Origin of the sequence: Streptomyces sp. NBC_00286 (genome assembly GCF_036173125.1) — a bacterium.
Classification (GTDB): Bacteria; Actinomycetota; Actinomycetes; order Streptomycetales; family Streptomycetaceae; genus Streptomyces.
This window is the reverse complement of the sequence record NZ_CP108054.1, coordinates 5,768,245-5,792,500: the sequence shown is the minus strand read 5'-3', so window position 1 is coordinate 5,792,500 and position 24,256 is coordinate 5,768,245. Positions and strand designations below refer to the sequence as shown.

The 24,256-nt window shown below is 70.2% G+C and carries 20 protein-coding genes; 6 read left to right on the top strand and 14 right to left on the bottom strand.

Annotated features, from left to right (window positions below; translation table 11 throughout):
- The first annotated feature begins 271 nt into the window (after positions 1-271).
- Entirely contained in the window at positions 272-1,270 is a 999-nt protein-coding gene (trpS, locus tag OHT21_RS26695) for a tryptophan--tRNA ligase (protein WP_328770852.1), read from the top strand.
- 72 nt (positions 1,271-1,342) lie between these two features.
- On the opposite strand, the gene proC is transcribed toward trpS, so the two are convergent.
- From proC to OHT21_RS26665, 6 genes are all read right to left on the bottom strand, one after another.
- The gene (gene proC, locus OHT21_RS26690) at positions 1,343-2,155 is read right to left on the bottom strand and encodes a pyrroline-5-carboxylate reductase (protein WP_328770851.1); all 813 of its coding nucleotides are present in this window, start codon (positions 2,153-2,155) and stop codon (positions 1,343-1,345) included.
- A 119-nt stretch (positions 2,156-2,274) separates the two neighbouring features.
- Positions 2,275-3,072 carry an ABC transporter permease gene (locus tag OHT21_RS26685; RefSeq protein WP_328770850.1) on the bottom strand — a complete coding sequence of 266 codons (798 nt, stop codon included), beginning with the start codon at positions 3,070-3,072 and terminating at the stop codon, positions 2,275-2,277.
- Positions 3,069-3,905, bottom strand: coding sequence for an ABC transporter ATP-binding protein (locus OHT21_RS26680; protein ID WP_328770849.1), 837 nt, complete (start codon positions 3,903-3,905; stop codon positions 3,069-3,071). The genes OHT21_RS26685 and OHT21_RS26680 overlap by 4 nt, the downstream gene beginning before the upstream one ends.
- A gap of 508 nt (positions 3,906-4,413) precedes the next feature.
- Positions 4,414-5,223, bottom strand: coding sequence for a class I SAM-dependent methyltransferase (locus tag OHT21_RS26675; protein ID WP_328770848.1), 810 nt, complete (start codon positions 5,221-5,223; stop codon positions 4,414-4,416).
- A 586-nt stretch (positions 5,224-5,809) separates the two neighbouring features.
- Positions 5,810-6,343 carry an EamA/RhaT family transporter gene (locus OHT21_RS26670; protein WP_328770847.1) on the bottom strand — a complete coding sequence of 178 codons (534 nt, stop codon included), beginning with the start codon at positions 6,341-6,343 and terminating at the stop codon, positions 5,810-5,812.
- 43 nt (positions 6,344-6,386) lie between these two features.
- Positions 6,387-6,701, bottom strand: a complete 315-nt coding sequence (locus tag OHT21_RS26665) for an SH3 domain-containing protein (RefSeq protein ID WP_328770846.1) — start codon at positions 6,699-6,701, stop codon at positions 6,387-6,389.
- Between the two features lie 183 nt (positions 6,702-6,884).
- On the opposite strand from OHT21_RS26665, the gene OHT21_RS26660 reads away from it, so the two are divergent.
- Positions 6,885-9,134: a serine/threonine-protein kinase gene (locus tag OHT21_RS26660; RefSeq protein WP_328770845.1), complete on the top strand. Its 2,250-nt coding sequence runs from the start codon at positions 6,885-6,887 to the stop codon at positions 9,132-9,134.
- A gap of 213 nt (positions 9,135-9,347) precedes the next feature.
- Here the strand turns inward: OHT21_RS26660 and ilvD are convergent, their stop codons facing one another.
- The 4 genes from ilvD to OHT21_RS26640 form a co-directional block, all read right to left on the bottom strand.
- Positions 9,348-11,201 (bottom strand): dihydroxy-acid dehydratase, encoded by a 1,854-nt coding sequence (ilvD, locus tag OHT21_RS26655; RefSeq protein ID WP_328770844.1) that lies wholly within the window; start codon positions 11,199-11,201, stop codon positions 9,348-9,350.
- A 135-nt stretch (positions 11,202-11,336) separates the two neighbouring features.
- The gene (locus OHT21_RS26650) at positions 11,337-11,951 is read right to left on the bottom strand and encodes a TetR/AcrR family transcriptional regulator (RefSeq protein WP_328770843.1); all 615 of its coding nucleotides are present in this window, start codon (positions 11,949-11,951) and stop codon (positions 11,337-11,339) included.
- Positions 11,948-12,772, bottom strand: a complete 825-nt coding sequence (locus OHT21_RS26645; protein WP_328770842.1) for a sugar phosphate isomerase/epimerase family protein — start codon at positions 12,770-12,772, stop codon at positions 11,948-11,950. The genes OHT21_RS26650 and OHT21_RS26645 overlap by 4 nt, the downstream gene beginning before the upstream one ends.
- 206 nt (positions 12,773-12,978) lie before the next feature.
- Positions 12,979-13,911: a Ppx/GppA phosphatase family protein gene (locus tag OHT21_RS26640; RefSeq protein WP_328770841.1), complete on the bottom strand. Its 933-nt coding sequence runs from the start codon at positions 13,909-13,911 to the stop codon at positions 12,979-12,981.
- A gap of 72 nt (positions 13,912-13,983) precedes the next feature.
- Between OHT21_RS26640 and OHT21_RS26635 the strand changes: the two genes are divergently transcribed.
- Entirely contained in the window at positions 13,984-14,898 is a 915-nt protein-coding gene (locus tag OHT21_RS26635; RefSeq protein ID WP_328770840.1) for a hypothetical protein, read from the top strand.
- Between the two features lie 4 nt (positions 14,899-14,902).
- Here OHT21_RS26635 and OHT21_RS26630 read toward each other — a convergent pair whose 3' ends face one another.
- A complete protein-coding gene (locus OHT21_RS26630) occupies positions 14,903-16,720 on the bottom strand; it encodes a BACON domain-containing protein (RefSeq protein ID WP_328770839.1) in 1,818 nt (605 codons plus the stop codon).
- Between the two features lie 257 nt (positions 16,721-16,977).
- On the opposite strand from OHT21_RS26630, the gene radA reads away from it, so the two are divergent.
- Both radA and disA read left to right on the top strand, forming a co-directional pair.
- A complete protein-coding gene (gene radA, locus OHT21_RS26625) occupies positions 16,978-18,387 on the top strand; it encodes a DNA repair protein RadA (protein ID WP_328770838.1) in 1,410 nt (469 codons plus the stop codon).
- 81 nt (positions 18,388-18,468) lie between these two features.
- Entirely contained in the window at positions 18,469-19,593 is a 1,125-nt protein-coding gene (gene disA, locus OHT21_RS26620) for a DNA integrity scanning diadenylate cyclase DisA (protein WP_328770837.1), read from the top strand.
- A 639-nt stretch (positions 19,594-20,232) separates the two neighbouring features.
- Here the strand turns inward: disA and OHT21_RS26615 are convergent.
- Positions 20,233-21,078 carry a hypothetical protein gene (locus tag OHT21_RS26615; RefSeq protein ID WP_328770836.1) on the bottom strand — a complete coding sequence of 282 codons (846 nt, stop codon included), beginning with the start codon at positions 21,076-21,078 and terminating at the stop codon, positions 20,233-20,235.
- Positions 21,079-21,380: 302 nt separating this feature from the next.
- Here OHT21_RS26615 and OHT21_RS26610 point away from each other — a divergent pair, with 302 nt between their 5' ends.
- The gene (locus tag OHT21_RS26610) at positions 21,381-21,983 is read left to right on the top strand and encodes a phosphatase PAP2 family protein (RefSeq protein WP_328770835.1); all 603 of its coding nucleotides are present in this window, start codon (positions 21,381-21,383) and stop codon (positions 21,981-21,983) included.
- Between the two features lie 31 nt (positions 21,984-22,014).
- Here OHT21_RS26610 and OHT21_RS26605 read toward each other — a convergent pair whose 3' ends face one another.
- Both OHT21_RS26605 and OHT21_RS26600 read right to left on the bottom strand, forming a co-directional pair.
- Positions 22,015-22,674, bottom strand: coding sequence for a response regulator transcription factor (locus tag OHT21_RS26605; RefSeq protein ID WP_328774236.1), 660 nt, complete (start codon positions 22,672-22,674; stop codon positions 22,015-22,017).
- Between the two features lie 5 nt (positions 22,675-22,679).
- Positions 22,680-24,236, bottom strand: a complete 1,557-nt coding sequence (locus OHT21_RS26600) for a sensor histidine kinase (RefSeq protein WP_328770834.1) — start codon at positions 24,234-24,236, stop codon at positions 22,680-22,682.
- Positions 24,237-24,256 lie beyond the last annotated feature (20 nt).

Genomic DNA, 24,256 nt, shown 5'->3' with positions numbered 1-24,256 from the left:
GGGGACCGACCGGAGTCGGCGCTCACGTCGGACAACTCGGAGAACAGTACGGAGCGGGTTCGGGCGTGTCAACTCGGCGCCGTAGAGCACCCGGGAGGGGTACTCTCGGACGTATGACAACGCATGCGTGCACCCAGCTGTGGTGGGCCGCCTGAGGGCGGCCGAGTTCACGTATGTACTCAACGGCCGCCGCCTCGGCGGCCGTTCTTGTTTCTCCCTCCTGGAGAGCCCGGCCGGCGGGCAGCGGTGGTCCTGACCGGGAGGTAGAGAGATGACGCGGATCTTCAGCGGGGTCAAGCCGACGGGGCATCTGACGCTGGGGAACTACCTGGGGGCCGTACGGCGTTGGGCCGATGTCGATCAGCACTGCGCCGACGCACTGTTCTGTGTCGTCGACCTGCATGCGCTGACCGTGGATCACGATCCAGGTCGGGTGCGCAGGCTCAGTCGGCAGGCGGCCACGCTGTTGCTGGCCTCGGGGCTTGATCCCAAGCTGTGCACCGTGTTCGTACAGAGTCATGTGGATGAGCATGCGCGGCTGTCGTATCTGCTGGAGTGCGTGGCTTCGGACGGCGAGATGCGGCGGATGATCCAGTACAAGGAGAAGGCCGCGCGGGAGCGGAGGCGGGGTGGGAGCGTACGGCTGTCGCTGCTGACGTATCCGGTGCTGATGGCGGCGGACATCCTGGCGTATGGGACGGCTGAGGTGCCGGTCGGGGACGACCAGACGCAGCATGTGGAGCTGGCGCGGGATCTGGCGGTGCGGTTCAACCAGCGGTACGGGCATACGTTCGTGGTGCCTCGGGCCACGCATCCGGCGGTGGCGACGCGGGTGATGAACCTTCAGGAGCCGACGTCGAAGATGGGGAAGTCCGAGGATGTCGGGCCGGGGATCGTGTATCTGCTCGATGAGCCGGAGGTGATCCGGAAGAAGATCATGCGGGCGGTGACCGACAGCGGGCGGGATGTCGTGTACGACCCGGAGGGACGACCGGGGGTCTCGAATCTTCTGGAGATCCTCGCGGCCTGTGAAAGTGGGAACCCCGAGGGCCTGGCCGGTGTATATGAGTCGTACGGATCTTTGAAGAAGGACACCGCCGAGGCTGTGGTCGAGCTCCTCAGGCCCGTACAGGAGAGGCACAGCGAGCTGTGCGCGGATCCTGCGTATGTGGAGGGGGTGTTGCGGGATGGTGCGGAGAAGGCCAGAGAGATGGCGCGGCCGACGGTGGACGCGGCGTACCGGGCGATCGGGTTGCTTTCGCCGGCGTGACGGCTGAGTTGGTCCGACCTGGCGCCGGGTGTCTGGACGGGCGGGGTCCAGGCCCGGCGCCGGGGGTGGGCGTCAGGTGTTGCTGCCGGAGGCCAGTTCGCGGCCGCGGTCGCGGGCTGCCTCGATTGCGGCGATGAGGGCGGCTCGTACGCCGTGGTTCTCCAGTTCGCGGATGGCGTTGATCGTGGTGCCCGCGGGGGATGTGACGTTCTCGCGGAGTTTCACGGGGTGTTCGCCGCTGTCGCGGAGCATGACGGCGGCGCCGATCGCGGACTGGACGATGAGGTCGTGTGCTTTTTCGCGGGGCAGGCCGAGGAGGATGCCCGCGTCGGTCATGGCCTCTACCAGGTAGAAGAAGTACGCCGGTCCTGAGCCGGAGAGGGCGGTGCAGGCGTCCTGTTGGGACTCGGGGACGCGGAGCGTCTTGCCTACGGCGCCGAAGATCTCCTCGGCGTGGGCGAGGTGCTCGGCGGTGGCGTGGCTGCCGGCGGAGATGACGGACATGGCCTCGTCGACGAGGGCGGGGGTGTTCGTCATGACACGGACGACGGGGGTGCCTTGGGCGAGGCGCTCCTCGAAGAAGGAGGTGGGGATGCCTGCCGCACCGCTTATGACGAGGCGGTCGGCGGGGACGTGTGGGGCCAGTTCGACGAGGAGGGTGCCCATGTCTTGAGGCTTGACCGTGAGGATCAGGGTGTCGGCGGTCTTGGCTGCCTCGGGGTTGGTCACCGGGGTGACGCCGTAGCGCGTGCGGAGTTCTTCGGCTCGCTCCGTGCGGCGTGCGGTGACCAGGAGGTCGGCGGGGGACCAGCCGGCTCGGATCATTCCGCTGAGCAGGGCTTCGCCGATCTTGCCGGTGCCGAGCACTGCGACTTTCTGGGTCATGTTCGGTTGCCCTCCGGGCGGGGGTGGTGCGTCGTCCAGGGCCCATCCTCGCACCGGGGTCGCGGGGTGGGTCGCCGTTGTCCGCTGGGCGGGATGGATGGCGACCCTGAGCTGGGGCGTCAGGCGGTGCGGCGGCGAAGGGTTGCGGCGCCGAGGGTGAGGACCAGGAGGGCACAGGCGGCGACGATCAGTACGTCTCGGATGAAGTCGGCGGTGACGTCGGTGTGCAGGAGGACTTCGTTCATGCCGTCGACTGCGTACGACATGGGGAGGACGTTGGAGATGCCTTCGAGGACGGGGTGCATGTTGGGACGGGGAGTGAACAGGCCGCAGAGGAGGAGCTGGGGGAAGATCACCGCCGGCATGAACTGCACGGCCTGGAACTCCGAGGAGGCGAAGGCCGAGACGAAGAGACCGAGGGCCGTGCCCAGGAGAGCGTCGAGGAGAGCGACGAGCAGGAGGAGCCAGGCCGAGCCCGTGACGTCGAGACCCAGGGCCCAGACGGCGAGACCGGTGGCGAGGGCGGACTGGACGATGGCGAGGGCGCCGAAGGCGAGGGCGTAGCCCGCGATGAGGTCGGCCTTGCCGAGGGGCATGGCGAGGAGGCGTTCCAGGGTGCCGGAGGTGCGTTCGCGGAGGGTGGCGATGGACGTCACCAGGAACATCGTGATCAGCGGGAAGATGCCGAGGAGGGAGGCGCCGATGTTGTCGAAGGTGCGTTGGCTGCCGTCGAAGACGTAGCGCAGCAGGAACAGCATCACGCACGGGATGAGGATCATCAGCGCGATGGTGCGCGGGTCGTGGCGGAGTTGGCGCAGGACCCGGGCCGCGGTGGCGGTGGTGCGGGAAGCGTTCAGCGCGCTCGTCGGGGCGGGCGCCATGGTCGTGGGCGTACTCGTACTCGTGGTCGTGCTCATCGCGTCGTCGTCTCCTTCTTGCGGCTCGCCGCGACCGCCTCGTCGACCAGGTGCAAGAAGGCTGCCTCGACTGTCTCGGAGTCGGTGCGGTGGCGCAGGGCGTCGGGGGTGTCGTCGGCGAGGATCTCGCCCTCGCGCATGAGGAGGAGGCGGTGGCAGCGCTCGGCCTCGTCCATGACGTGGGAGGAGATCAGGAGGGTGGCGCCGCGTTCTGCGGCGATGGCGTGGAAGAGGTTCCACAGGTCACGGCGGAGTACGGGGTCCAGGCCGACCGTGGGTTCGTCGAGGACCAGGAGCTCGGGGGTGCCGAGGAGGGCCACAGCCAGGGAGACGCGGCTGCGCTGGCCGCCGGAGAGGTTGCCGGCCAGGGCGTCGGCGTGGCTGGTGAGGTCGACGTCGGCGATGGCGCGGGTGACGTTCTCGTGCCGTCGCTCGGCGGAGCCGCGGCCGGGGTCCAGGATCGCGGCGAAGTAGTCGAGGTTCTGGCGGATCGTCAGGTCGTCGTAGACGGAGGGGGCTTGGGTGACGTAGCCGATGCGGGTGCGGAGGGTGGGGTGGCCGGCGGGGCGGTCGAGGACGTCGAGGGTGCCGGTGACCTTGGCCTGGGTGCCGACGATCGCGCGCATCAGGGTCGACTTGCCGCAGCCGGAGGGACCGAGGAGACCGGTGACCTGGCCGCGCGGGACGGTGAAGTCGAGACCGCGCAGGACCGTGCGGGGGCCGCGGACGACGGTGAGGCCTTCGGCGCGGACGGCGGGGGTGCCTGGTGCGCCGGGTGTCTCGTCGGGGCGGGGTGCTCCCTCATTGGGTGGCCTGGACGCGTAATTCATCATGTGATGAATAATCCTCGCGGGGGCTGGGTGCGTCAAGGGGAGGGGTGCTGTGGCATGGGGGCGTGTCGGGGTGAGGGCGCGCGTGTGGGTGTGATGCCCCCGTGGGTGAGGGCGCGCCTGTGCGTGCGATGCCCCCGTGGGTAAGGGCTCGCGTGGGTGTGAGGCCCGGGTGGGCACGACGCCCGGGTGGGCACGACGCCCGGGTGGGCACGACGCCCGGGTATGCATAAGAGCGCGCGTGGGCGCGAGGGTCCCGTGGGCGTGAGGGGAGGCGGGGCGCGGCGGCCCGGTGGGCGTGGCGGGAGGCGGAGCTCGATGAGCCCGGGTGGGCGTGAGGGCAGGCGGAGCGCGGGGGGCTCGGGTGGACATGGCGCGAGGCGAGGAGCGGGTGGGCAGGCGGATCGCGAGTTAACCGGCAGTTGCCGCTCACCGCCGGTCTCGATCGTCGGCGGGTCCTTGGGTGCCGGGTGCCGTGTGGAGGGGTTCCGGGCGGGGATGTCGGGTGGGGTCAGGAGCTGGTGGTTGGGTTGGTGGCCAGCAGGAGGATTACGTCGTAGACCTCCTCGACGGTGCCGTTTGGGAAGGCCTTGAGCAGGTGCTGGCGTTCCTCGGCGAGGAAGGCTGCGGTGCGTTCTTCGCCATTGACGAGGAAGATCGAGTGGCTGCCGATGTTCGCGAGGTGAGTGTCGACGGGGACGTGGCGGCTCCAGCGGATCGTACGGCGGGTGAAGTCGAGGCGGCCGGTGGGGTCGGCGAGCGCGGCACTGACTTCGGGGCCGTTGCCGTTTCGGTCCACCTCGCGGGCGGTGCCGAGGTGGCGCTCGATGCGGTTGGCCTGCTCGGCGATCCACGGGAGTTTCAGGGCGCTGGTGTTCCACCACAGAGCGAGCGAGCCGCCTGGGCGCAGGACACGGAATGCCTCCGGCACCGAGCGGGCCGGATCGGTCCAGTGCCAGGACTGGGCGTAGGTGAGGAAGTCGGTGGAGGCAGTGGCCAGGGGGAGGGAGTTGCCGTCGCCCCGCAGGATGGGGACGTCGGGGAGGGAACGGCGGAACTGGGCCGCCATGCCGTCGCCGGGCTCTACGGCGACGACGTCTGCGCCGCGGGCGTGGAGCAGTGCGGTCGCTATGCCCGTACCGGCGCCGATGTCCGCGACGCGGGAGCCAGCGAGGGGGTGACCGGCCAGGTCTTCGATCGCGTCGAAGAGGGCGGGCGGGTAGGAGGGGCGGTTGGCGGCGTACTGGGCCGCGGCGGCATTGAAGGAGTGGGCTCGGGCGGCGTGGAGGGCGGAGGGCTGTGGTGGGGGCGTCGTGGACATATGGCCATGGTGGCAGGGGGTTGCCAACTGCTCACCGGGGAGCGTGAACGAGGGCGGTTTAGCTCGATCGTGTGATGGTCGGCCTTCCGAGGTTGCGGCGTTGTGGGCTGTTCGGGCTACGGTGATCGTGCGATCTGGGACGCCGGGTACGGCGCCTGGGGGCACCCCCAGCGGTAGCTGGGGGAGTGCGGGGCCCCCGCTCCACCGGAGTGATGGTTCGGGGCCTCCCCGTCGCCTCTGGCCGCACCCAAATGGCCAGGTCGTGAGGGATCCGGCCTCCCGAGCCCGGACCACGGACAGGATGCGTGTCGCCACCCCGGGGTTGAGTACGCCGGGGACCTGGGGGTCCCCCCGGACGGAGTCTGGGGGAGCGCCCAAGACCGTTCGGGGCGTGCGGCTGAGCGGACTTACTCCTGCTCAGTCCCCAGGAACGGTAGGTGGCGGTGACAGCGCTCCGCTGGAAATGCAGTGAGGAGCTGCGGGTCCGTCGTGGCTGGTCGCGCAGTTCCCCGCGCCCCTATGGGGCGCGGGTAGTCGCAGCCGCGCGCCCCTGGAGGGGCGCGGTACCGCTCCGCCAGGCAGCTCGCTAAGAACGGCGGCGCTTCTTCGATGGGTTGCCCGTGCGGCGGGTGACGCGTTTCTCGTGTTGCTTGCGGGCCGTCTCGTATTCCTCGCGGTGGAGTTTTTCGCCGGGGGCCTCTATGAGGGAGCGGAAGAAGTAGGCGAGGAGGGAGCCGATGAAGCCGATGGCCAGGAGGCCGCGTAGGGAGGCCTGGCGTTCGGGGTCGGGGCGGCGGGTGTAGCTGCCCCAGGTGTGGCGGAAGGCCAGCGCGCTGCAGATCGTGAACATCACGATCATGAGGAGCGTGACGAAGCCGCCGGTCTCGGCGATCCGCAGACCTTCGTAGGCGAAGCGAAGGATCAGGCAGGCAGCGGCAGCGATGGCCAGCGAGCCGGTGGCTGCGGCGATGCGGCGGGCGGCGTAGCCGTCGTCGTGGTTCAGCCAGGTCGTGCCGAAGAAGCGGATGGGTTCGGGGCGGGGGCCGGTGTCAGCCGTGGGCCCCGGGAAACCCTGGGAGCCCGCGGTGGTGGTGTCCGGGGTGCCGTTCTCTGCGCTCACGCGTCTGATTATGGCTCCGGAGTTGCCGCGGGCTCCGCCGGGTTCAGGAGCAGCGCGGCGCTACGTAGCCGTCGCTGCCGGTGTTCACGTACGCATCCGAGATGTATTCGCCGTTCGCGATGTTGTCCCAGATGTTCGACGTGCCGTACGGGCCCGTGACCCGTGTGCCCGGCGTCTGGCAGTGGATGGGCACGCGCGCGCCCTCCGGCAGGACCCGGACGATGCGGTAGCTGGTGCCGGGGCCGCTGCGGACGTTGACCCGGTAGCCGGGCGCGACCGAGTAATAGCGCACGGCCGTGGTGGTGACGTCGTCCGTCTCGTCTCTGCCCGCCACCTCTTCTGCACGGTCAACTGACATGCAAAACCTCCCCCGTTGAGCCCCATGTCTGTCATGGGGTCCCGTTGATTCCCCTAAATCACGTCATGAAACGCATGTACACAACTCGCACATGGAGATTAACAAGCCACCTCAGCCCCGTACGAGTCATCGACTAGGCTCCGTGCGTCGCGCGCGCGGACGATCAGCACGGGGGTGTTTCCCATGGCGCCACAGCGGGACGCGGAAGCGGGCGCGGAAGCGGAACTTCCCGAGTACGCCGGTCACTACCGCCTCGAGTCCTGCCTGGGTTCGGGTGGCATGGGCGTCGTACATCTGGCCCGGAGCACGTCCGGGATGCGGGTCGCCGTGAAGGTGGTGCATGCCCAGTACGCCAAGGACCGCGAGTTCCGGGGGCGTTTCCGGCAGGAGGTGGCCGCGGCGCGCAAGGTCAGCGGTGCCTTCACCGCACCGGTCGTCGACGCCGATCCGGAGGCCGAACGGCCCTGGATGGCCACGCTGTTCATCCCGGGTCCAACCCTCGCCGACCAGGTGAAGCGGAACGGGTCCATGCCTCCGGCGCAGTTGCGCCGTCTGATGGCCGGGCTTGCGGAGGCGCTGCGTGATATTCACCGCGTCGGCGTGGTGCACCGGGATCTGAAGCCGAGCAATGTGCTGCTCGCCGAGGACGGGCCGAAAGTCATCGACTTCGGTATCTCCCGGCCGAAGGACAGCGAACTGCGCACCGAGACCGGCAAGTTGATCGGTACGCCGCCCTTCATGGCGCCGGAGCAGTTCCGGCGGCCTCGCGAGGTCGGGCCCGCCGCCGACGTTTTCGCGCTCGGGTCGGTGATGGTGCACGCGGCGACCGGGCGCGGACCGTTCGACTCCGACAGCCCGTACATCGTCGCCTACCAGGTCGTGCACGACGAGCCTGACCTGACCGACGTACCGGAAGGGCTCGCGCCGCTCGTACTGCGCTGTCTGGCGAAGGAGCCCGAGGACCGGCCCACGCCCGACGAGTTGATGCGGGAGCTGCGGTCGGTGGCGGCCTCGTACGACACGCAGGCGTTCATACCGGGGCAGCGGACGGGGTGGGACGCGCCGGCGCCGAGACCTAAGCCTCGTACGGAACGTACGGAAGAGCCCGTAGGAACCGAAAAGGAGGAACAGGCCCAGGAGTTCGCTGCGGGAGCCGAACGAGAAGCAGCCGAGCGTGAGGCGGCAGCGGAACGAGAGGCAGCAGAAGCAGCAGCCCAAGAAGCCGGGCCGCAGTCCAGAAAGCGCCTCGTCAGACGGGTCGCCCTCGGAGCCGGAGCGCTCGGGCTTGCCTCGCTCGGCGTGCTGGCCTCCGTAACGCTGCTCGATGACGGACGTACGGCAACGGCGCCGAAGGGCAACGCGGCACGGAGCGCGCCGGCCCGGTTCAACCCGTGGGAAGTGAAGGCAACGTCCGGGGACGGCGGCCAAGGTGCGCCCCAATGCTCGTACGGAGCAGGGAAGTTGCTGTGTGCGCAGACCGGGCTGGTCTTCGCCCTCGATCCTTCCGACGGCCGTCGGTTGTGGCGGCACTCCGTCACCGACGAGACCTCGAGCGGGCCGCCGCTCCTGTCGGCCGGGCTCGTGCAGGCCTCACTGGACGACCAGGGGCGCCGTACGGCGGCGCTCGCCCCCGCCTCGGGCAAGGCCCGCTGGCAGCGGAACCTGCCCACGCACAACGGCATCGCGAGCGCCGGGGGCCTGCTGCTGCTCACGGGCGCCGACGGGACGGTCACCGGGGTGGACGGCGCCTCGGGCGACACCAAGTGGAGCCGTCCGATTCCGGGGCACGCCACGCCGTACTTCACCACGTTCGCCGGGGACCCCCTCGCGTACGCGGTGAGCACGTCCGACGACGGGACGAGCACCCACATCACGGCGGTGGATCCGCGGACCGGCGCAGTGCGGTGGGACGTGCGGCTGCAGGGGCAGTTGGAACTCCTCGGCACGGCGAAGGGGCACGCCTTCTTCACCTCGGCAGATGCGCTGTACGGCGAGACGAAGGCCGTCGTCCGTTACACCCCGGCCAGCGGAAAGACGCGGCGAGTAACCCTGCCCGTCACGCTCTCGGAGGCCCACGGCACTGTGCGCGGAAATGTCGTCCACCTCAGCGGCACCGGCGGAACGCTGGTCGCCGTCGACATGGACGCGCGTCGGCAGCTGTGGCGGCTGGAGACGGGTACCTCCCGGACCTCGGGTCCCGTGGCCGACGACCGGCATGTGTACGTCAGCGCCCCGGACGGGCGGCTCCTCGCCGCCGACGCCCGCACCGGCAAGCTCCTCGGCCAGACGCCCCCACGGCTCGGAAAGCACTCCGACCGGGTCGCGGGGTCCCTTCCGGAGCCGGTGCTCGCAGGCGGTCGCGTGTATGCCAGCGCGCCCGACGGCACCGTGTTCGCCGTCGACGGACGCGACCCGGCGGCCTGGTCGCACTAGGGGCCCCGTCAAGAGCGCCGTCATGAACCCGCGGGCCGGTGGGGGCTGGTCGCGCCCACGCGGCGGGCCGCATATCGACACGGCCCGCGCCCCTTACAGGGCGCGATACAGCACCGGACTTGACGAAGGGAGCCCTCAGGCATCGTGCAAGGACCGCCCCCGATGAACAGGAGGCGGCCCTTATTCAGTCTTCAATTAGCGCTCACCTAGGCATCAGCCCAGCATCGACACATCCCGCACGGCCCCCTTGTCCGCGCTCGTCGCCATCGCCGCGTACGCCCTCAGGGCCGCCGAGACCTTTCGGTCGCGGTTCTTCGGGGCGTACGTGCCGTTCAGGGCCGTGCGGCGGGTGGCCAGTTCCTCTTCGGAGACCAGCAGGTCGATCGAGCGGTTCGGGATGTCGATGCGGATGCGGTCGCCGTCCTGGACCAGGGCGATGGTGCCGCCGGACGCCGCCTCCGGGGAGGCGTGGCCGATCGACAGGCCCGAGGTGCCGCCGGAGAAGCGGCCGTCCGTCACCAGGGCGCAGGCCTTGCCGAGGCCGCGGCCCTTCAGATACGAGGTCGGGTAGAGCATCTCCTGCATGCCGGGGCCGCCCTTGGGGCCCTCGTAGCGGATGACGATGACGTCACCCTCGGTGATCTGCTTGGCGAGGATCTTCTCGACGGCCTCCTCCTGCGACTCGCAGACCACCGCAGGGCCCTCGAAGGTCCAGATCGACGGGTCGACGCCGGCCGTCTTCACGACGCAGCCGTCCACGGCGAGGTTGCCCTTGAGGACGGCCAGGCCGCCGTCCTTCGAGTACGCGTGGGCGACGTCGCGGATGCAGCCGTTCGCCGCGTCCGTGTCGAGTTCCTCCCAGCGCTCGGACTGGGAGAAGGCCTCGGCGGAACGCTTGCAGCCGGGGGCCGCGTGCCACAGCTCCATGGCCTCCTCCGAAGCCGAGCCGCTGCGGATGTCCCAGGCGTCCAGCCACTCCTTGATGGAAGGGCTGTGGACGGTGTGGACGTCCTCGTTCAGCAGGCCGCCGCGGTAGAGCTCGCCGAGGATCGCGGGGATGCCGCCGGCGCGGTGCACGTCCTCCATGTAGTACGTCCGCGTCGCCGCGACGTTGGGCGCGACCTTCGCCAGGCACGGGACGCGGCGGGAGACGGCGTCGATGTCGTTCAGGTCGTAGCCGGCTCCGGCCTCCTGGGCGGCGGCCAGCAGGTGCAGGATCGTGTTGGTGGAGCCGCCCATGGCGATGTCGAGGGCCATGGCGTTCTCGAAGGCCGCGTGCGTGGCGATGGCGCGCGGGAGGACGGAGGCGTCGTCCTCGTCGTAGTAGCGCTTGGTCAGCTCGACGACGGTGGCGCCGGCCCGCTCGTACAGCTCCTTGCGGGCCGTGTGCGTGGCGAGGACCGAGCCGTTGCCGGGGAGGGAAAGGCCGATGGCCTCGGTCAGGCAGTTCATGGAGTTGGCGGTGAACATGCCGGAACAGGAACCGCAGGTGGGACAGGCGTTCTCCTCGATACGGAGGATGTCCTCGTCCGAGACCTTGTCGTTGACCGCGTCGGAGATCGCGTCGATGAGGTCGAGCGTACGGACCGTGCCGTCGACCAGCGTCGCGCGGCCGGCCTCCATGGGACCGCCGGAGACGAAGACCGTCGGGATGTTCAGGCGCAGGGCCGCCATGAGCATGCCCGGGGTGATCTTGTCGCAGTTGGAGATGCAGATCAGGGCGTCGGCGCAGTGGGCTTCCACCATGTACTCGACGCTGTCCGCGATCAGGTCGCGGGAGGGGAGGCTGTACAGCATGCCTCCGTGGCCCATCGCGATGCCGTCGTCGACGGCGATCGTGTTGAACTCGCGCGGGATGCCGCCCGCCGCCGTGACCGCCTCGCTGACGATCCGGCCGACCGGCGCCAGGTGGGTGTGGCCGGGCACGAACTCGGTGAAGGAGTTGGCGACCGCGATGATCGGCTTCCGGCCGATGTCCGCGCCCGGTACACCGGAGGCGCGCATTAGGGCGCGGGCGCCCGCCATGTTGCGGCCGTGGGTGACAGTGCGGGACCTCAGATCGGGCATCGTCGCTCGCTCCTTCAGAGAGTTCTGACAGATTTCGAGCGTACGCCGGTGCTCCGACATCCCGACGGCTCGTCCGGAATACGGGATGTGTGTCTCGGTCGGCGACCGTGACAAAGACTCGTTCGGGGCCCTCGTTCAGGGACCCGTCAGATGCCCCTGAACCACCGGCGCGATCCGCGCGATGACCTGCTCCGGGTCCGCCGACGCCACCGGCTCGATCTTGATCACGTACCGCATCATCGCGACGCCCACGAGCTGGGCGGCCGCAAGTTCGGTGCGCAGTTCCGCATCCGGTACGTCGAGTCGGCCGGCGATGCGGCGCATCAGTTGCGCGGCGACGAGGCGGCGGAAGACGGCGGCCGCGGTCTCGTTGTTCACCGCCGACCGGACGATCGCGAGGAGGGGCGTCCGCGTCACCGGGTTCTCCCAGAGGCCGAAGATGACGCGCGTCATCCGCTCGCCGACCTCGTCGAGGGGGCCTTCGAGGACCGTGTCCCGCACTTTCAGGGCGGGTGCGAAGGCGACCTCGACGGCCGCCTCGAAAACCTGCTCCTTGGTGCCGAAGTAGTGATGCACGAGCGCCGAGTCGACCCCGGCCGCCTTGGCGATGCCGCGTACGGACGTCTTGTCGTAGCCGCGCTCCGAGAACTCCTCGCGGGCCGCCGCCAGGATGCGGTCACGTGTCGCGGGGGCGTCCGCCGACTGCGTACGGGAGGGCCGTCCGCGACGTCGGGGGGCCGTGTCGGTCATGAGCCGGCGACCCGCAGCGCCGAGGCGAGGTGGAGCCGGGTGAAGGCGAGGGCCTCGGCGAGGTCGGCCTCGCGTTCGGCGCTGGACATGGCCCGGCGGGTGTTGACCTCGATGACGACATGGCCGTCGAAGCCACTCAGCGCGAGCCGCTCGAGGAGCTCGGCGCAGGGCTGGTTGCCGCGTCCCGGGACGAGGTGCTCGTCCTTCGCCGAACCCCGGCCGTCGGCGAGGTGGACGTGGCCGAGGCGGTCGCCCATGCGGTCGAGCAACTGCATGGCGTCGGCGCGGGCCGTGGAGGCATGGCTCAGGTCGATCGTGAAGTGGCGGTAGTCGTCCTTCGTCACGTCCCAGTCGGGGGCGTACGCGAGCATCTCGCGGTCGCGGTAACGCCAGGGGTACATGTTTTCGACGGCGAACCGTACGTCCGTCTCGTTGGCCATCCGCCAGATCCCCGTGACGAAGTCGCGGGCGTACTGACGCTGCCAGCGGAACGGCGGATGCACGACGACCGTCGAAGCGCCGAGCTTCTCGGCGGCGGACCGGGCGCGCTGGAGCTTGACCCAGGGGTCGGTGGACCAGACGCGCTGGGTGATGAGCAGGCAGGGGGCGTGGACAGCCAGGACCGGAATCTGGTGGTAGTCGCTGAGCCTGCGCAGCGCCTCGATGTCCTGGCTGACCGGGTCGGTCCACACCATGACCTCGACCCCGTCGTACCCGAGGCGCGCGGCGATCTCGAAGGCCGTCGCCGTTGACTCCGGATAGACAGAGGCCGTCGACAGCGCGACCTTCGCATCCGGGATGCGGACCACTGGTTCTGCCACGAAGGACAGAGTACGGGGTGCCTCCGGCGGTTGTGCGGGGGCGGTTCGGCTTGGCCGAAGGGTGCCGTTGGTTGTCGTTCGGTTCGCCTAATCGCCGTTGTTGTTTCGCCGTGGGCGGGTGCGGGTTCGTTGTGGCTTGTCGCGCCCACGCGGCGGAGCCGCAAATTGATACAGCCCCGCGCCCCTGGCGGGCTGCGCCCGCCCTTTTACGTCGTCGCCATCTGATCCAGGCGCCGGAGGATTACGCCCTCCCTGAGAGCCCAGGGGCAGATCTCCAGCGTCTCCACTCCGAACAAGTCCATCGCGCCCTCAGCCACCAACGCGCCTGCCAGGAGTTGGCCTGCTCTGCCCTCTGAGACACCGGGGAGTTCTGCTCGCTGCTCTGTCGTCATCGTGGCCAGTTGGGGGACCCAGTCCTCCAGGGAGCGGCGTTTTAGTTCGCGTTGTACGTAGAGGCCCTCTGCTGAGCGGGCGGCTCCTGCTATGCGGGCGAGCTGGCGGAAGGTCTTGGAGGTGGCCACCACGTGGTCGGGGGAGCCGAAGCGGCTGAACTCTCCGACCGTACGGGCGATCTGGGCGCGTACATGGCGACGCAGCGCCTTGACGTCCGCGGGGTCCGGTGGGTCGCCGGGCAGCCAGGCGGCCGTCAGCCGACCCGCGCCGAGCGGGAGCGAAACGGCCGCGTCGGGTTCCTCGTCGATGCCGTACGCGATCTCCAGGGAGCCGCCGCCGATGTCGATGACCAGCAGCTTTCCGGCCGACCAGCCGAACCAGCGGCGGGCGGCGAGGAAGGTGAGCCGGGCCTCCTCCGCGCCGGTGAGGACCTGGAGTTCCACGCCCGTTTCGGTGCGCACCCGGTCCAGTACGTCGTCGGCGTTGGTCGCCTCGCGTACGGCGGAGGTCGCGAACGTCAGGAGGTCCTCGACGCCCTTGTCCTCGGCCGCGTCGAGCGCCTCCCGGACGACGGAGATCAGTTTGTCGACGCCCTCGGGGCCGATCGACCCGCTCTCGTCGAGCAGTTGAGCGAGCCGCAGCTCCGCCTTGTGTGAATGCGCGGGCAACGGGCGCGCGCCAGGGTGTGCATCCACCACCAGGAGGTGCACCGTGTTCGAACCCACGTCGAGGACACCGAGTCTCATGGACGGAACGCTACTGCGAGCCGGCCCCCCTGCTGGTCCCCGGAGCAGTCTTGGGCGACTTACCCTGGACACGTGCCAAAGACGAAAAAGGCGAAGAACGACAAAACCGCCAAACCGGCAGGCTCGGACACATCGGCCAAGGGTTCTTCGCAGGCGAAGGCAACCGGCAAGACCAAGAAGTCCCCGAAAAAGTCCCCGAAGCTCTTTCCGCAGAAGGCCGCCGTCCCGGCGTCCGAACCGGACGAGAAGGGGCTCGATTTCGCGCGCGCGTGGGTGGAGTTCCCGGATCCGGCCGACGACGAGCAGGTCTTCCGCTGCGACCTGACCTGGCTGACCTCGCGCTGGAACTGCATCTTCGGCAGCGGCTGCCAGGGCATCCAGGCGGGCCGCGCGGACGACGGGTGCTGCACGCTCGGCGCCCATTTCTCGGACGAGGACGACGAGAAGCGCGTAGCGGGGCATGTGGCGAGACTCACGCCGGAGATCTGGCAGAACCATGACGTCGGCGTGGAGACCGGCTGGGTCTCGACGGACGACGAGGGCTCCCGGCAGACCCGCCCCTACCAGGGCTCGTGCATCTTCCAGAACCGCCCCGGCTTCGAGGGTGGCGCGGGCTGCTCGCTGCACATCCTGGCGCTGAAGGAGGGCCGCGAGCCCCTGGAGACCAAGCCGGACGTCTGCTGGCAGCTCCCGGTGCGACGGACGTACGACTGGATCGACCGGCCCGACGACACCCGCGTACTCCAGATCTCTATCGGCGAGTACGACCGCCGCGGCTGGGGCCCGGGCGGCCACGACCTGCACTGGTGGTGCACGTCGGCGACGTCCGCGCACGGCTCCGGTGAGCCGGTGTACGTCACGTACCGGCCGGAGCTCATCGAGATGATGGGCAAGGCCGCGTACGACCGGCTGGTCGAGCTGTGCGAGGAACGGCTGGCGTCCCGGCTGCCGTTGGTGGCACCGCATCCGGCGGACCCGGTGGATTGAGCCCTCAGTTTCCTTCCGTGTCTTGAGGGCTCGGGCTGCTGTCGTCACTCGGCGGCGGGGGCGAGGCCTTGGTCTCGGGAGTGGGGGTCGGGTCCGGCTCGGACGGGGTCGTGTCGCTGGGCGTGGGTTCGGGGGACGAGGGGTTCGGGTCGCTGGGTGTGGGGTCCGGGGCGGACGGTGCGGGAGCGCTGGGGGTCGCGTCCGGGGCAGGGCCCGGGCCCGGGTGTGACGGGCCTGCCGTGCCATAGCCGTTGATCGAGACCGCCGCGCCCGCGGGTGCGATCGACACCCGCGCGCTCCAGGGGCCGTTCGGCTCGCGGAGTTGGTCGACATACACCTTGATCGTCAACGACTCGCCTGGCGACAGCGTTCCCGACGACTGGCTGAAGTAGAGCCAGGAGGCGCCAGTGTGCGCGGACCAGTGGACCGGGGAACCACCGGATGCCCTCAGGGTGATCAACGTCATGTCGCCGCTGGAATCGGCTTCTACGGAGAGGCCGTTTTTCCGGTCGCCGGAGGCCCCGCCGGTGACGCGTACGGAGACGTCGGACGAACGTTTTCCCTCCCCGGCGCCTTTGCCGATTCCCTTGCTGAGCTGCGGTTCCGGCTTCGCGTCGGCGCGATCCGCGTTCTTGTAGTCGTCCGCGTCGGCTGCGTCGTCCGCCTGCTCGCCGCCGAGTGCGGCAGGGCCGTGCGCCTCGCTCGCGGTGATCGGGCGGCCCGGCGAGCCCTCGCCGGTGAGGGGGGCTCCTCGGTAGGCCGCCCACACTGCGAGTACGGGAGCCGCCACCACGGTGACGACGACCGTCGTCGTGACGGCACGCGCGCGAAGGCGGCTACGGCGGGCCGCGTGGACCTTGGGGTCCATCGGGAAACCGCGCCGGTCGAAGCGCGGAGTGGCACTCCGCGCGCGTGGGGCACGCGCCATCGCCCTGGAGAGGGCCGCGCGCGGGGCTTCGAGTACGGGGAGCGCGGCGGGCGTGACGCTCGTGCCGGGCCAGGAGCCGGGGATCGCGCGCTCGGCGGTACGGCGGCAGCGCGGGCAGTCGTCGACGTGCCGGACCAGTTCGCGGCGCAGGGGCGTGCTGAGGACCAGCCGGTCTCCGGTGAGCCGGGCGACGCCCGGGCAGGCGCCGGTCTCGACGACGGCGAGGGCCGCGCGGGTGCGCTCGATCTCGCAGGCGGCGGCGCCGAGGAGTTCGCGGGCGGCGAGCAGTTCCATACCGAGGACGGCGGCCACTTCCCCGGCAGCGAGCTGGTGCCGTACTGCGAGTTCGAGCGCTTCGCGCTGCTCGGGCGTGGTCCCGGCGGCCTCCGGCCAGGCGAGCAGGGCGAGTTCACGACGGCGACGGTCCTCTTCGGGGTCTTCTACGTCCGATTCGGCGTCCCACGCGCGCGTGCCGCGACGTTTCTGCCCGACGGGCCCGGCGGCCCCCGGGCCCTGTTTGGCCTGCCTGCCGGACCACCGATTGCCCTGCCGGTCGGTGTCCTTGTCCGTGGTCTCGGCCAGCTTGCGCAGGCACGCCCAGCGGGCGAGGGCGTACAGCCAGGCCCTGCGCTCGTCGGGGGCCCGCACGCCGCGCGGGCCGCGGCGCTCGGCGAGCGCGAGGGCGTCACCGAGGGCGGCGACCGCCGCGTCGTGGTCGCAAAGCACGGACAGGCAGTACGTGAACAGGCCGTCCAGATACGGCTCGTAGCGCGCGGGCGGGCACTGCGCCGACGTACGGACCGCTGCCCGGCCGAGTGCGGCAGGGTCGGGTGCGGCACCGTGCGCCGGGAGTGCGCCGGTGGTGTGCGTGGTGGTTTCCGGACTGCGGCTCATCACCCGAGGGACCGTAGGCGCCGGGTGTGGGCCGCTTCCTCCCGCGTGAGCAGTTTTAATCCATACGGGTGAAACGATCCCTCATAAGGGGACAGGAGCGGTTAATTCCGCGGCGCGTTCCGTACGGATTGCAGCTGGTTTGCGATGGAGTGCCCGATCTCGGCGACGAGGCCGGAAGCACGTGGTCATGGGCAGGTTCGTGGGCGGCTTCCTGGGTGGGGACGGCGTTGTCAGTGGTGGCGGTTACGGTTTCGTCCATGGCTGCCCGTACGAAGACCGCGAAGGACCGGCCGTCCTACCGCTGCACCGAATGCGGCTGGCAGACGGCCAAGTGGCTCGGCCGCTGCCCCGAGTGCCAGGCCTGGGGGACGGTCGAGGAGTACGGCGCGCCCGCGGTCCGTACGACGACCCCCGGCCGGGTCACGACGTCCGCGGTGCCCATCGGCCAGGTCGACGGCCGCACGGCGACCGCCCGCCCGACCGGCGTACCGGAGCTGGACCGGGTCCTCGGCGGCGGACTGGTGCCGGGCGCGGTCGTGCTCGTCGCGGGCGAGCCGGGCGTCGGCAAGTCCACGCTGCTGCTGGACGTGGCGGCCAAGTCGGCAAGTGACGAACATCGCACGCTCTACATCACCGGTGAGGAGTCCGCGAGCCAGGTCCGCCTCCGTGCCGACCGCATCAAGGCGATCGACGACCACCTGTATCTCGCCGCGGAGACCGATCTGGCCGCCGTCCTCGGCCACTTGGACGCGGTGAAGCCGTCCCTCCTGATCCTCGACTCCGTACAGACCGTGGCCTCTCCGGAGATCGACGGCGCCCCCGGCGGCATGGCACAGGTCCGCGAGGTGGCCGGAGCCCTGATCCGCGCCTCCAAGGAGCGCGGCATGTCCACACTCCTTGTGGGCCATGTCACCAAGGACGGCGCCATCGCGGGCCCCCGCCTCCTGGAGCACCTCGTGGACGTCGTGCTGCACTTCGAGGGCGACCGGCACGCGCGCCTCAGGCTCGTACGAGGCGTCAAGAACCGGTACGGCACGACGGACGAGGTCGGCTGCTTCGAGCTGCACGACGAGGGCATCACCGGACTCGCCGACCCCAGCGGCCTGTTCCTCACCCGCCGCGCCGAGCCCGTCCCCGGCACCTGCCTGACCGTCACCCTCGAAGGCCGCCGCCCCCTGGTCGCCGAGGTCCAGGCGCTCACGGTCGACTCGCAGATCCCCTCCCCCAGGCGTACGACCTCGGGCCTGGAGACCTCTCGCGTCTCGATGATGCTCGCCGTCCTGGAGCAGCGCGGCCGGATCAGCGCCCTGGGAAAGCGGGACATCTACTCCGCGACGGTCGGCGGCGTGAAGCTCTCCGAGCCGGCCGCGGACCTGGCGATCGCCCTCGCCCTGGCCTCCGCCGCGAGTGACACTCCGCTCCCCAAGAACCTCGTCGCGATCGGCGAAGTCGGCCTCGCAGGCGAGGTCAGACGGGTCACGGGCGTCCAGCGCAGACTCGCCGAAGCGCACCGTCTGGGCTTCACGCACGCGCTCGTACCAGGCGATCCCGGCAAGATCCCTGCCGGGATGAAGGTCCTGGAAGTGGCCGACATGGGGGACGCGCTGCGGGTGCTCCCGAGGTCGCGTCGGCGAGAGGCCCCACGGGACGAGGAGGAGCGCCGGTAGACTTTGCCCAGGTCTCGACCGTCCGTACGAACGAAGTATGCGAAACGGGAGCGCCCCAGAACCTGCGACCGGAGGAGTGCAGTGGCAGCCAATGACCGGGCGGCAGCTCCCGGAAAGTCCGGTGGGAGCTCCGGTGCCGATGGGCTGATGCGCGCCTCACTGAGCGCCGTGGCACCCGGCACGGGTCTCCGCGACGGCCTGGAGCGGATTCTCCGCGGCAACACCGGCGGGCTCATCGTGCTCGGCTGGGACAAGACGGTCGAGTCGATGTGCACGGGCGGCTTCGTCCTGGACGTCGAGTTCACGGCGACCCGACTGCGCGAGCTGTGCAAGCTCGACGGCGGCATCATCGTCGACAAGGACATCACCAAGATCCTGCGGGCGGGTGTACAGCTGGTGCCCGACCCCACCATCCCCACCGAGGAGACGGGCACCCGGCACCGCACGGCCGACCGGGTCTCCAAGCAGGTCGGCTTCCCCGTCGTCTCCGTCTCCCAGTCCATGCGCCTGATCGCGCTGTACGTGGACGGACAGCGCCGCGTTCTGGAGGACTCGGCGGCGATCCTCTCCCGCGCCAACCAGGCCCTGGCGACGCTGGAGCGCTACAAGCTCCGCCTCGACGAGGTCGCCGGCACGCTGTCCGCCCTCGAGATCGAGGACCTTGTCACCGTCCGGGACGTCTCGGCGGTGGCCCAGCGTCTGGAGATGGTGCGGCGGATCGCCACGGAGATCGCCGAGTACGTGGTCGAGTTGGGCACGGACGGGCGCCTCCTCTCCCTCCAGCTGGACGAGTTGATCGCGGGCGTCGAGCCCGAGCGTGAGCTCGTCGTACGGGACTACGTTCCGGAGCCGACCGCCAAGCGCTCCCGCACGGTCAACGAGGCCCTCTCCGAGCTCAATGCGCTCACGCATGCGGAGTTGCTCGAACTGCCTACGGTGGCGCGGGCGTTGGGTTACACGGGCGCGCCCGAGACCCTTGACTCTGCGGTGTCGCCGCGCGGCTTCCGGCTTCTTGCCAAGGTGCCGCGGCTGCCTGGCGCGATCATCGACCGGCTGGTCGAGCACTTTGGGGGCCTGCAGAAGCTGCTTGCCGCGAGTGTGGATGACCTGCAGACGGTGGATGGTGTGGGGGAGGCTCGGGCGCGGAGTGTCCGGGAGGGGCTTTCGCGGCTGGCGGAGTCTTCGATTCTCGAACGGTATGTCTAGCCGACGGCTGGGCAGTTGGGTTTGTTTGTCGCTGCGGGTGCGTGGCGCCTCCGGCGGTTGGGCAGTTGGCTTCGTTGTCGGCTGACGGCCCGTTGTGGCTGGTCGCTCCCCCACTCTCGAATTCGCTCGAGCGGGGGGACCCCCATCGCGGCGGAGCCGCAAATTGACACCGCCCCGCGGGGTGCCTCCGGCGGTTGGGCGGAATGGGTTCGTTGTCGGCTGCGGCGCCGTCGTGGCCGGTCGCGCCAGCCCCGCGGGGTGCCTCCGGCGGTTGGGCGGGTGCGGGTTGTGTGTGGCTGGTCGCGCAGTTCCCCGCGCCCCTTGGGTGGTTGGTGGGTGCGGGGCCGCGGTCCGGTGCGTCAGCCCGTCGCCAACAGGACATACGACCCCGTGCTGACACAGGGTGCTGGTGTGCCCAGACCGAAGCTAAGCGACGGGCATAGGACGCACCGGCCCACGTCCCCTCCCGCCGGCGGGAGGGTGCCGGTTTCGTCGGGGTGCGGGCTTTTTCGGTTCGCTTGCTCTTCGGGGGTGCAGCCAGTCGCAGGCTGTTTAGGGGCGCGGGGAACTGCGCGAGCAACCACGACGCACCCGCAGTCGCCACTGAACCGAACCCGCCCTCCCGGTAGGCGCCCTGACTCAGTCCTTTGCCAGGACGAACGACGTGCGGGCCGTCGTCAGGCCCGGAACCGTGGCTTCGACCAAGTACGTGCCCGCGGTCGCCGAACCCGCCGGAGGCGTGCCGCACTCGGGGGCGCTGGCCTTGCGGTTCCACTCCAGGGTGCGGGTGACGGTGTCCTGCCCCGGGATGCGGTACAGGACGCTTCCGGCGCCCGTCGGGCAGTCGGAGGAGGACCACATCTCGTCGTCGCCGCCTGCCTGAGTGATCGTCAGCACCGCTTCCTTCGGGCCGAGATCGAGCTTGCAGTCGGTGGCGGAGGAGTTCGTGACGAGGAGCTCTACTTTCGGCTGCTCATCGGGGGAGTACGTGTTCTTGACGCTGCGCAGCGTCAACTTGACTGCTCCAGGCGTGCAGTTGGGAAGGCTGGACCCGGCGGGAACCGTATCCCCGGAGACACCGCCGCCCCCTACGCCGGCCGAACCACCACCAGAACCGCCACCCGCGCCACCGGAAGAGCCGTCCGCGCCACCGGAGCCCGCGGAGTCACCGCCGGAGTCGCCGGACCCGCCGCTTCCTTCGCTCCCCCCGCTACCGCCGTTGCCCCCGTTCTCCTCGCCCGACTCGTCGCGTCCGCCCGGGGCTTCGCTGATCGCGGGTCCCGAACTGGTGGGGCCGGGCGTGATGGAGGGCGCGGGGTTCTTGCCGTTGGACCCGTTCGCGCCGTTGTTGCCGCCCCCGCCGCCCGAGGTGACGATCCAGGTGACCAGCAGCGCCAACAGCGCGACCAAGGACACCAGAACGGCCCTCCGTCGCCAGTAGATGGAGGAGGGAAGCGGCCCGACAGGATTGCGCAGAGATCCCACGGCGCAAACCTTACGAGAGATCGGCGGCTTCGCCGTCCCCACCCGCCGCCGTAAGCCTCAACTTTTCCGGATCATCATCCCGGAGTCTGTGCCTCCGGCGGTTGGGCCGGGGTGCCTACAGGGCGGGTGGGTTCAGTTCATTGGCGGCCGCGGGTTCATTGTGGCTTATCGCGCAGTTCCCCGCGCCCCTGAAGGGGCGCTCCTGGAACCGCAACGCCCCAATGCACCCGTCTTTCGTCAGGTCCGGGTCCCGACGATCGCTGGGTGTGATGCCGTACGAGGTCCGAATACCGTCCGTGACCATGGACTCTGACCTTTACCTAGAGATCAGCGATGTCGCCCATGGCAGCCCGACTTGGGTGCAACACCTGGCCGAGTTATGGACGGAGGCCGGACTGCTGCTCTACGGCGTCCTCTTCCTCGTCGCCTGGTGGCGTCGGCGGCGGAGCGAAACGGGGGCGTTCGCGGTCGCGGTGCTTGCGCCTCTGGCTACGGCTGTGGCGTATGTGTGCAGCGAGTTGCTCAAGTCCGTCATCGACGAGGAACGGCCGTGCCGGGCCGCAGTCGGCGCGACCGCCCCACTCGTCGACTGCCCGCCACACGGTGACTGGTCCTTTCCCAGCAACCACGCCACGATCGCGGGCGCCGCCACGGTGGCGCTGGCGCTCACCTGGCGCGGCATCTTATGGCTGACGACGCCGATGGCCCTGCTCATGGCCTTCTCGCGGGTGTTCGTGGGCGTGCATTACCCGCGTGACACGGTGGCGGGCCTGGTCCTTGGCGCGCTCGGCGCCTTCATCTTCGTACGTCTGACGGTGCATCCGGCGGCACGGGTGGCGGAGGCAATGCGGGGGTCGGCGGCAGGGCCGGTGCGGTGGTTTGCGGGGGCGTCGGACCTGAAGTGACGCCACTTGTCCCGGCGCCTCCGCTACTCCACTACTCGACCAAGCCCGCCTCGTACGCGACGATCGCCGCCTGGACGCGGTTTCTGACCTCCAATCGGTCGAGGATCGCGCTCACGTACGCCTTCACCGTGCCCTCGACAAGGTGCAGGCGGGCGGCGATCTCGGGGTTCGAGAGGCCGGCTCCGAGGAGGCCGAGGACTTCGCGTTCGCGTGGGGTGAGCAGTGCGACGCGGTCACGGGCGGCGGCCTCGCGGCTCAGCCTTCGCCCGGCGCCGAAACCGTCGATCACATGCCGGGCCACCTTCGGCGAGAGGAACGCGGCGCCGTCCGCGACCGCCCGCACCCCCGCGACGAGTTCGTGCGGATCACCCGACTTCAACAGGAATCCCGTGGCACCGCCGCCCAGTGCCCGGGCCACGCACGTGTCCTCCGAGAAAGTCGTCAGGATCGCAACCGCCGTTCCGGGCGCGGTCCGTACGATCTCCTCGGCGGCCGCGAGCCCGTCCAGGCGCGGCATCCGGATGTCGAGCAGCGCCACGTCGGGCCGGTGAGCCTGCGTCAGCGCGACGGCTTCACATCCGTCGGCGGCCTCGGCGACGACCTCGATGCCGCCCCCGCCTCCGGCGTCGAGGATCGCCTTCACGCCGGCGCGGACCATCGCCTCGTCGTCGGCCAGGAGTACGCGGATCACCCCACTCACCGTTCCTTCCCCTCCTTGCGCGTCTGTCCGGCCGTATCGCCTCTGGGGACCACGTCCTTGGCGACCAGCCGCTCCCTGTCGTCGAAACAGAGCCTGAAGTGTTCGACGGAGACGAAGAGTTCGCTGCTCGCGCGGTAGTAGCGGCAGTCGGTTCCCTTCGGCGCGGCGGGCGCGCGTTCCACCGGTGGGTCGCTCACCGTGCGGTCGGGCAGGACCCGTTCGGCCTCGTCGAGCGGGGTTCCGAGGCGCAGTGCGGCATAGTCGGCGGGCTTCAGGGCCGAGTGTGTCTTCGTGTACGCGTACCAGGCGAAGGCTCCGCCCAGAATGACGGCTCCGACGGCGACGGCACCCACGAGGGACACGACTACGCGGCGCCGGGCACGCGGAGAGGGGGTGCCGAGCGGTCTCGGTGGGAGGTGCTCGGCGGCCTCCTCGCCCGAGGCGACAAGAGCGACCGATGCGGCAGGTACGTACGCCACGACCCGGAAGCCCTCCCCGTACGGCCCTGCCTCGAACCGGCCTCCGACACCCTCGACCAGCGTCCGCAGCCCCAGCAACCCCGATCCCCCGGACGACGAACCCGCTTCCGTAGCCGCCGCCTCGTTGACCACGCTCACCTCCGTGCCGTCGGCCTCTCGCCGCACCGCTACGGTGACCGCCGCGCCAGGGGCGTGCCGGGCGGCGTTGGTCAGGGCTTCGCGTACGACCCGGTGGACGATCCGCTCGACGAGCGGCGAGTACGGATCGGCCGTCCCCGTCGCCTCCCAGCGCACCCGGAGGCCCGACTCCGCCGTGCGGGCCACGAGTTCCTCGACGGTCTCGTTGGCCGGGGTCAGCGGGGTTGGCCCGTCGTCGTCCTCTCTCAGGAGGCCGATGATGCGGTGGAGCCGTTCCGTGGCGTCGGAGGCGGCCTCGCGGAGGTCGGCAGCGGCCTTGCGGTGGTGCTCCGCGAGGTCGGGGGCGAGTTGGAGGGCGCCGGCGCGCAGGGCGATCAGGCTCAGTTCGTGGCCTAGGGAGTCGTGCATGTCCTGGGCGATACGGGCCCGTTCGCGCAGTCGCGCCCGGTCCTCGGCGATCCGTTGCTCCCGCTCCACGTTTTGGCGGCTCTGGCGCCAGTAGCGGCCGCCGAGCCAGGGGAATACGACGCCGAAGTGCAGCGTGGCGATGAGTACGAGCCACTGGGCGGACGGGTCTGCTCCCCGTACCGCGATCTGGAGGGTGCCGATGACGGCGATCGCACCGAATGCCGTCAGGGCGGGGCGGGTTTGTTGTGCGTGCAGGCCGAGGAGGAGGGCGAAGGTGGCGAGGGCTGGGCCGTAGGAGAGGGTGAGGAGGGCGGGTTCGGAGGCCAGGCTGAGGGCTGCGGTTGCGGCGAAGGCCGTGAGTGGGCTTTTGCGTCGTATCGCTACGGCTGCGGCGAGGGTTGCGGTGCCGGTGAGTTGCTCCGCTGGGGTGCGGGGTTCGTTCAGGCCTATGCGGTCGGCTGTGGCCACCGGGAGGGCCAGGGCCGCCCACAGCAGGGCGTCTGTGGCCCTCCTCCGACGACGTTCCATCGCCCCGACGCTACAAGCGG